Below are 8,241 nucleotides of genomic sequence, written 5' to 3' on the forward strand. Positions count from 1 at the left end.
CTTCTGATGGAACACCTATTTACAGTATAAGATACAGTGCTGAGAGGATACTATCGCCAAGGACTGCTTTTATATTAAAAGAGATTCTAACAGCAACAGTGAATGAAGATGGAACAGGAAGGCTTGCTGGAGTTGATGGAAATAGAGTTGCTGGAAAGACAGGTACAACAAGACTTTTTGATCCAGAAGTCAGAAGCTATTCTCAAGAAAGATATGTGAGCTCTTTTGTTGGATTTGTACCCGCTAAGGAACCAAAGATAGTTGCCATAGTTGTAATCGGAGAGCCCAAAGGAGCATATTATGGAGGCACTGTTGCTGCACCTGTCTTCAGGGAGCTTGCTGAGGCAACACTTTCTTACATGAGGGTACCAAGGGAGGATAGCACTGAACCTCAGGGATTACTGACAGCGGGTAAAGAAGAGCGAGGAGTAAGCAATGTAAGGAGGAGTCTTGAATCTCAATGAGAATAAGTGAACTTCTAAAGGGTCTAAATGTTGCTGTGGTACAGGATATCGAGATAAAAAATATATCCTATAATTCTAAGGATATAAAGGAAGGTTCACTCTTTGTTGCTATTAAAGGCCAGAGGGCTGATGGCCATGATTTTATCGAAGATGCGATAAAAAAAGGTGCTATTAGTGTTATCCTCGAGCGTGATGAGAAAAAATTAAAGGATAGATACAAGGATTGTCTTTTTATATTTGTTGAGGATTCGAGGACTGCTCTTGCAACTATCTCAAGTAATTTTTACGGAAGGATATCAGAAAGAGTTCCTGTTATTGGTGTAACAGGGACAAATGGAAAGACAACCACCACCTTTCTTATTAAATCCATACTTGAAACAGCAGGTATAAAAACAGGCCTCATAGGAACAATACATTATGAGATAGGAGACAGGATCCTTCCAGCATCCCATACAACACCTGAATCCCTTGATTTTCAGAGGCTTCTGAAAGAGATATACGATAGTGGTTGCAGAGCTGTAGTAGCAGAGGTATCATCCCATGGACTTGCCTTAAAGAGGGTTGACGGTACAGTCTTTAAAAGAGCAGTATTTACCAATCTTTCAAGAGACCATCTCGATTTCCACGGAGATATGGAGAATTATTTTATGGCAAAAGCGAGGCTTTTTACAGAACTTCTTGAAAATGGTGCACCGGCAATAATAAATAATGATGACGAATACGGGCTGAGATTAAAGGCTCTTGTAAAAGATAAGATGACTTATGGAATAATCTCAGGGGATATAAGGGCACTGAATATAAATAATTCCATTAAAGGGCTCAGTTTTGATGTGTCCTTTAATAACAGGACAATAAGTATTGAGTCACGCCTTACGGGTTTAATAAATGTATACAATATTCTTGGAGCCTTTGGAGTTACCTTCTCCCTTGGAATACCTATTGAGGCAATCAGGGAAGGAATAAAAAGACTTGAAAGTGTAAAGGGAAGATTTCAGAGGATTGATATGGGTCAGGATTTTCTTGTTGTTGTTGACTATGCCCATACACCTGATAGCCTTAAAAGATTAATACTCACAGCCAGGGAGATACTCACAGATTCGGCAACCCAACAAAGCTCTCCGGTGCCTGGACGGATCATAACCCTCTTTGGCTGTGGTGGTGACAGGGACAGAGGCAAGAGGCCTCTGATGGGTGAGATTGCAACAAAGTTGAGTGATTTTGTCATAATCACCACTGATAATCCGAGGTCAGAAGATCCAAATGAGATAATCGCTGATATCCTCAGAGGAGTTATAGGAGAGAATTATGCGGTCATACCCGATAGAGAAGAGGCAATAAGGCATGCCATAAAGAGTGCAGCCTCCGGAGATATAATCCTTATAGCCGGTAAAGGTCATGAGGATTACCAAGAGATCAAGGGACAGAGATTTTATTTCAGTGATGAGGAGACGGTAAGGAAGGTCCTTAAAGAAAGGCAGGTGCTTTATGCTTCTACTTAAAGATATAGTAGATGCCACAGCTGCAGAGATTATTTTTAAAGGACCTGAATCCTTCAGATCTCTTTCAATTGATTCAAGGACTGTGCAGGATGGAGAGCTATTTGTATGTTTAAGGGGCAGGAGGTTTGATGGACATGATTTTCTTCAGGATGCTTTGAATACAGCAAGCGGTGCAATTATAGATAATCCTGAAAAGATAGAGAGACTTTCATTAAAAAAGCAAGTTACTATACTTCTCGTTCATAATACACTGAGGTCAATGTGGGCTATGGCGACTGCCTTGAGAAGAAGAAGTATAAGGAATGTTATAGGAATAACAGGTTCAAATGGAAAGACAACAACAAAGGAAATGCTCTGGAATATCCTTTCCCTTCATGGTTCTGCTGTTAAGAATGAAGGAAATCTTAATAATGATATAGGGCTTCCACTTTCAATAATAAATAAAGTTGTTGGAGCTAATAATGATTTCATAGATTATGGAGTCTTCGAGATGGGTGCATCAAAACAAGGGGATATAAAACTCCTCTCAGAGATTGCAGAACCCGACTACGGTGTTATAACCAATATCGGACATGCCCATCTTGAGGGAATGGGTGGTATAGAAGGAGTTTACAGTACAAAGACCGAAATGGCACATTTTGTGAAAGTTCTCTTTATTAATGGAGATGATCAATATCTCAGGAGGATTAGGTCAGAAAAAAGAGAAGTTATTACCTTTGGTCTTGGAGAGGATTCTTCGGTTCGGGCAGAGGAGATAATTCTGGAGGAGGCCGGTTCTATTTACATGCTTAAAGCTGACATAAAAAACAGGTATTCTTCAAGGATAAAGGTCGTTACAGAGATAAGACTTAGCATACCGGGAATGGGAAATATTTATAATTCCCTTGCAGCAGGAGCGGTTGCCCTTTATCTTGGCATACCTGCGGAAATGGTTAAGAAGGGTCTTGAAGAATTCAGGGGTGTAAAGCTCAGACTTGAGATAAAGGAGATAGATGGCATAAGGTTCATAGTTGATGCCTATAATGCAAATCCTGACTCTATGAAAAATGCCATAAAAGAACTTGTGAGATTAAAAAAGACAAGGGCTATAGCTGTCCTTGGAGACATGCTTGAGCTCGGTAATTATTCAGAAGAACTTCACAGAGAACTGGGAAGAGAAATAAAAAGAGAAGGAATAGATATTTTTATCGGAGTTGGTACCCAGATGAAATATGCCTTTGAGGAAGCAAAAGAAAGAGGACTCTACTGCGCAGGATCTCCTGATGAGGCAGCTGAGTTGTTATCAAGAATTCTTTTACCGGGTGATACTGTGCTCATAAAAGGTTCAAGACTAATGGCTATGGAGACTATTTTTGAGAAATTACAGTTAAAAATAACAGGGGTGAAAGGGTAATGCTCGGTGAACTTCTCTATTCATTGAAAGATTATTTTTTTGGTTTTAATGTATTTAAATACATAACCTTCAGAACAGCGCTTGCTGTGGTAACAGCATTTCTCTTTACCTTTTTTACAGGACCGTACATTATAAGATGGTTAAGAAGACTATCCTTTACACAGGTCATAAGAAATGATGGTCCAAAGACCCACCTTACAAAAGAGGGAACTCCGACAATGGGTGGAATACTGATAATACTTTCCGTCTTGGTAAGCATGCTTCTCTGGGGTGATCTTAGTAATAAATATGTCCTTGTCATGCTTGTTTCCATTACAGGTTTTGGCTTAATAGGATTTTATGATGATTATTTAAAGGTAATAAAAAAGAATCCTAAGGGTCTAAGGGCACTTAAAAAATTCGGCTGCCAGATAGGTCTTGCCCTCGCTATATCTATTTTTCTCTACCTTAATCCTGAAGATCCCTATAAGACTGCTCTTAGCGTACCTTTTTTTAAGAACATATTAATTGATCTTGGGCTATTTTATATTCCCTTTTCTATATTTGTGATCGTTGGTGCAAGCAATGCTGTAAATCTCACTGACGGTATAGATGGCCTTGCAATAGGTCTTGTTGCTATTGCTGTGATCGCCACTGGCGTACTTGTCTATATTGCAGGTCATGCAGGACTTGCCAAATACCTTCAGGTCCTCTATCTAAAAGGAACAGGTGAGCTCACTGTATTCTGCGGAGCAATGCTTGGAGCTAGCCTTGGATTCCTCTGGTTCAATTCCTATCCTGCAGAGGTCTTTATGGGAGATGTGGGTTCCCTTGGTCTGGGAGGTGCCCTTGGTACCCTTGCTGTGATAACAAAGCAGGAAATAGTTCTGGCTGTTGTCGGAGGTATATTTGTTATAGAAACTCTATCTGTAATACTACAGGTTGCTTCTTACAAATTAACAGGTAAAAGAATATTTAAAATGGCGCCAATCCATCACCACTTTGAGCTTCTCGGATGGAAGGAGCCCAAGGTTATTGTGAGATTCTGGATTGTGGGAATAATGCTTGCCCTACTGAGCCTCGCTACACTGAAGGTGAGATGACCGTGGAAAAAAAATTCAGGCTTCAGGGTTTAAAGGTTCTGGTTGTAGGGCTTCAGAGGAGCGGGATAGGTGCAGCTCTTATTTTAAAAAGACTCGGTGCAAATGTAAGGGCTACTGACCTCAAGTCGATCAAGGAGCTTGGTGAAGGTGTAGCGGGACTGATAAGGGAAGGCATAGATATAAAGGATGGCGGTCATGAGGAGAGAGATTTTTTAGAGTCAGACCTCATAGTAATAAGTCCTGGTGTAAGGACAGATATGCACCTTCTTAAAAAGGCTAAAGATGCAGGTGTAGAGGTCATCGGTGAGCTTGAGTTTGCTTTCAGGACTGTAAGGTCAGGACTCACACCCCTTAAGAGAGATATACCCTTTTATGCAGTGACAGGTACAAACGGTAAATCAACAGTTACAACACTTCTTGGTCTTATTCTCAATAACCATGGAATAAGGACCTCTGTATGCGGAAATATCGGTAAGGCAATAACAGCAGAGATTCTTGATATGATGGAAGGAAGGGTAGAATATCCAGATGCTTTTGTTGTTGAGGTATCAAGTTTCCAGCTTGAGACAATAAAGGATTTCAGACCTTCAATAGCTACGATTTTAAATATTACTCCCGACCATCTTGACAGATACAGGTCAATGGATGAATACATAGAGGCAAAGGCACGAATTGGTCTGAATATGAAAAGGGATGATTTTATTATTCTCAATGCTGATGATCCCGTGGTAATGAAATGCAGACAGATGACTGACTCTGAGATACTTTATTTCAGCAGAAAAGTGCCTGTGGAGGGAATATATTTAGAGAAGGGAGGATTGAAAATAAAATTTAAGGATAGGGAAGTTGAGATTGATATTAAAGATATGAAGATAAAGGGTGTTCACAATACAGAAAATGCAATGGCTTCAACCCTCATGGCCTTTCTTGCTGGTGCCAGTCGGGAATCTATTGAAAAAACACTTAGAGAATTCAGAGGGCTCGAACACAGGACAGAGTTTGTTGAGGAGATAGATGGTGTTTTATATATAAATGATTCAAAGGGAACCAATGTTGGTGCCTTAATGAAGTCCCTTGAAGGGTTCAGTAACATAGTGCTTATTGCAGGTGGAAGGGATAAAAAGGGAGACTTTTCAGTCCTCAGACCTCTCATAAAGGAAAGAGTAAAGGCCATGGTTCTTATCGGAGAGGCAAAGGAAAAGATCAGAGAGAGCCTAGGAGATTTAACTCTAACAGTATTTGCCTCTGATATGAAGGATGCAGTTATAAGAGCAAAGGAGCTTGCAAGAAAAGGGGATGTAGTACTTTTAAGCCCTGGATGTGCGAGTTTTGACATGTTCAGGGATTTTGAAGAACGCGGAAGGATTTTTAAAGAAATAGTGAGGGAGTTAAAAGGTGGTATCAGGAAGGATTGACAGGACACTCCTTCTAATAACTCTCACCCTCTCAGTTATAGGTGTGCTAATGGTGTACAGCTCAACCTCTGTATCACCAGAAACAGGGACACAGTCCTATTACTACCTCAAGAAACATCTCCTTACCTTTTTTATAGGACTCTTACTGATGATATTTTTTACATATACGGATATCTCAACAATAAAGGCAATGGCGATCCCTCTGCTTTTTTTCTCCTTCTTTCTGCTTCTTCTGGTATTCACAGGTCTTGGTTTTACTGCTGGTGGCGCAAGGAGATGGCTCAGACTCTGGCCAACAGTTTTTCAGCCTTCAGAGCTTGCCAAACTCTCAATGGTGATCTTTCTTTCATGGTATATGGCAAGGGAGAGGTTTGAATCTGATAGGTTAAGGGATATACTAATACCCGTCTTTGTGATGGCCTGTTTTCAGGTGGTTTTCATAAAACAACCTGATTTCGGTGCCTTTATGACCTTTGGAATATTAACCTTTTCAATGATATATCTGTCAGGTGCTAGACTGAGATATATTCTTTCTTTTGGTGTGCTCCTTATTCCAGTTATATATTACCTTATAAAAGAACCTTACAGATGGAAAAGGATTGTTGCCTTTCTTGATCCCTGGAGGGATCCTGCAGGAAGCGGTTTTCAGCTTATTCAATCACTCATTGCCTTTGGAAGTGGTGGGCTCACAGGAGTCGGACTCGGAGAGAGCAAACAGAAGCTACTTTATCTTCCAGCAATTCATAATGATTTCATCTTTGCCCTAGTGGGAGAGGAACTGGGCTTTATAGGTGCCTCCATTGTGGTGCTCCTCTTTCTGTGGCTTTTTTTGAGGGGAATGCGGATTGCAAAAAATACTGTAGATGGCTTCTCCTTTTATCTTGCCTCTGGTATATCTCTTATGCTTGCCATACAGGCAGTGGTGAACTTTGCTGTTTCTACAGGTCTTGCTCCAACAAAAGGTCTTCCACTTCCATTTATCAGTTACGGTGGTTCGTCCCTTGTTGTGAATATGACTGCAGTGGGTATACTGCTCAATATATCAAAAAATTCACAGGTCCCTTCAGAAAGAAGGGTTCATAAAAAGGATTGGCTTCTTGAAAGAAAAAAGGCCTATGTAAGGAAATTCAAAAAAAGGTGGCAGAGTAGAGGAAATATCACCTTATGAGGGTTATTATTGCCGGTGGAGGAACGGGTGGACATCTTTTTCCAGGTATTGCTGTGGCTGAGAGACTTAAGGAAAAAGGTGTTAGGGATATACTATTTATCGGTACAGAAAGGGGTATAGAAGCAAGGGTAATTCCAAGAGAAGGTTACAGACTAGAATTTATTAGGTCCTCGGGCATAGTAGGGAAATCTCTTGTAAGGACGTTTCAGGGATTGATTAACATTATACTTTCAATCATAGATTCCTTTAGGATACTGAGATTTTACAGACCTGATGTAGTCATAGGTGTGGGAGGATATGCTTCTTTTGGCCCTGTAGTTGTTTCAAGATTTATGGGTATACCTTCGATTATCCTTGAGCAGAATTCGATTCCTGGACTTGCAAACAAGGTTCTTTCAAGATTTGCTTCTGCTGTATGTATTACCTATCATGAAAGCTTTAATTTCTTCCCTTCTTCAAAGACAATACTAACAGGTAATCCTGTAAGATTGAGGATTATGGAGGGCTCAAGGGAAGGTGGTTTGAGACTTTTCGGACTTTCATCACAGAAGAATACGGTATTGATCTTTGGAGGAAGCTCAGGAGCAAGAAGTATAAACAGGGCGGTTGTTGATAGCCTACCTTATCTTGTCGATCTTAAAGACGCAGTTCAGTTCCTTCACCAGACAGGTGATATTGATTATGAGTTTGTGAAGGAGGCGTACAGGAAATACGGAATGTCAGGAACAGTTGCTCCCTTTATATACCAGATGCCTGAAGCTTATGCAGTAGCGGATCTGATAATCTCAAGGTCAGGTGCAACGACCCTTGCAGAGATAACAGCCCTTGGTAAGGCTGCTATACTCATACCCTATCCCTTTGCAGCAGGAAGACATCAGGAATTTAATGCAAGAAAACTTCATGACATGGGTGCAGCAATAATGCTCACTGAAAAAGAACTTAATGGCGAGAGGCTTGCTAAAGAGATAAAAAGGTTATTGAAGGATGAGGCTTTAAAAAGAGATCTTGAAAAAAATTCCAGGGCCTTCGGAAGGCCTGATGCAGCAGGCGCAGTGGTGAGTCTTATAGAGGCGGTAGTTAATAAAAAAAGGGGGAAAACAGGAGATGATAGTATGTGGAACAGGAAAGTTTAAAAATCCTTTTGATTACAGGATAATACATCTCGTGGGTATAGGTGGAATCGGCATGAGCGGTATAGCAGAGGTGCTGCACAATCTCGG

General features: G+C 40.6%; 7 protein-coding genes. All 7 read left to right on the forward strand.

Annotated elements, in window-relative coordinates:
* Positions 1-464 (forward strand): penicillin-binding transpeptidase domain-containing protein (locus tag N2257_09770; GenBank protein ID MCX7794669.1); only part of this gene is annotated, 464 nt, incomplete at its 5' end.
* Entirely contained in the window at positions 461-1,963 is a 1,503-nt protein-coding gene (locus tag N2257_09775) for a UDP-N-acetylmuramoyl-L-alanyl-D-glutamate--2,6-diaminopimelate ligase (protein ID MCX7794670.1), read from the forward strand. The genes N2257_09770 and N2257_09775, both read left to right, overlap by 4 nt.
* Positions 1,950-3,356 (forward strand): UDP-N-acetylmuramoyl-tripeptide--D-alanyl-D-alanine ligase, encoded by a 1,407-nt coding sequence (locus N2257_09780; GenBank protein MCX7794671.1) that lies wholly within the window; start codon positions 1,950-1,952, stop codon positions 3,354-3,356. Before N2257_09775 ends, N2257_09780 begins: the two co-directional genes overlap by 14 nt.
* Positions 3,356-4,438, forward strand: a complete 1,083-nt coding sequence (gene mraY / locus N2257_09785) for a phospho-N-acetylmuramoyl-pentapeptide-transferase (protein ID MCX7794672.1) — start codon at positions 3,356-3,358, stop codon at positions 4,436-4,438. Before N2257_09780 ends, mraY begins: the two co-directional genes overlap by 1 nt.
* Positions 4,435-5,853, forward strand: a complete 1,419-nt coding sequence (murD, locus tag N2257_09790; GenBank protein ID MCX7794673.1) for a UDP-N-acetylmuramoyl-L-alanine--D-glutamate ligase — start codon at positions 4,435-4,437, stop codon at positions 5,851-5,853. Before mraY ends, murD begins: the two co-directional genes overlap by 4 nt.
* Positions 5,834-7,021, forward strand: a complete 1,188-nt coding sequence (gene ftsW / locus N2257_09795; protein MCX7794674.1) for a putative lipid II flippase FtsW — start codon at positions 5,834-5,836, stop codon at positions 7,019-7,021. The genes murD and ftsW overlap by 20 nt, the downstream gene beginning before the upstream one ends.
* Positions 7,018-8,154, forward strand: coding sequence for an undecaprenyldiphospho-muramoylpentapeptide beta-N-acetylglucosaminyltransferase (gene murG / locus N2257_09800; GenBank protein ID MCX7794675.1), 1,137 nt, complete (start codon positions 7,018-7,020; stop codon positions 8,152-8,154). The genes ftsW and murG overlap by 4 nt, the downstream gene beginning before the upstream one ends.
* The last annotated feature ends 87 nt before the right edge of the window (positions 8,155-8,241 follow it).

Source organism: Thermodesulfovibrionales bacterium, from assembly GCA_026417875.1.
Classification (GTDB): domain Bacteria; phylum Nitrospirota; class Thermodesulfovibrionia; order Thermodesulfovibrionales; family CALJEL01; genus CALJEL01.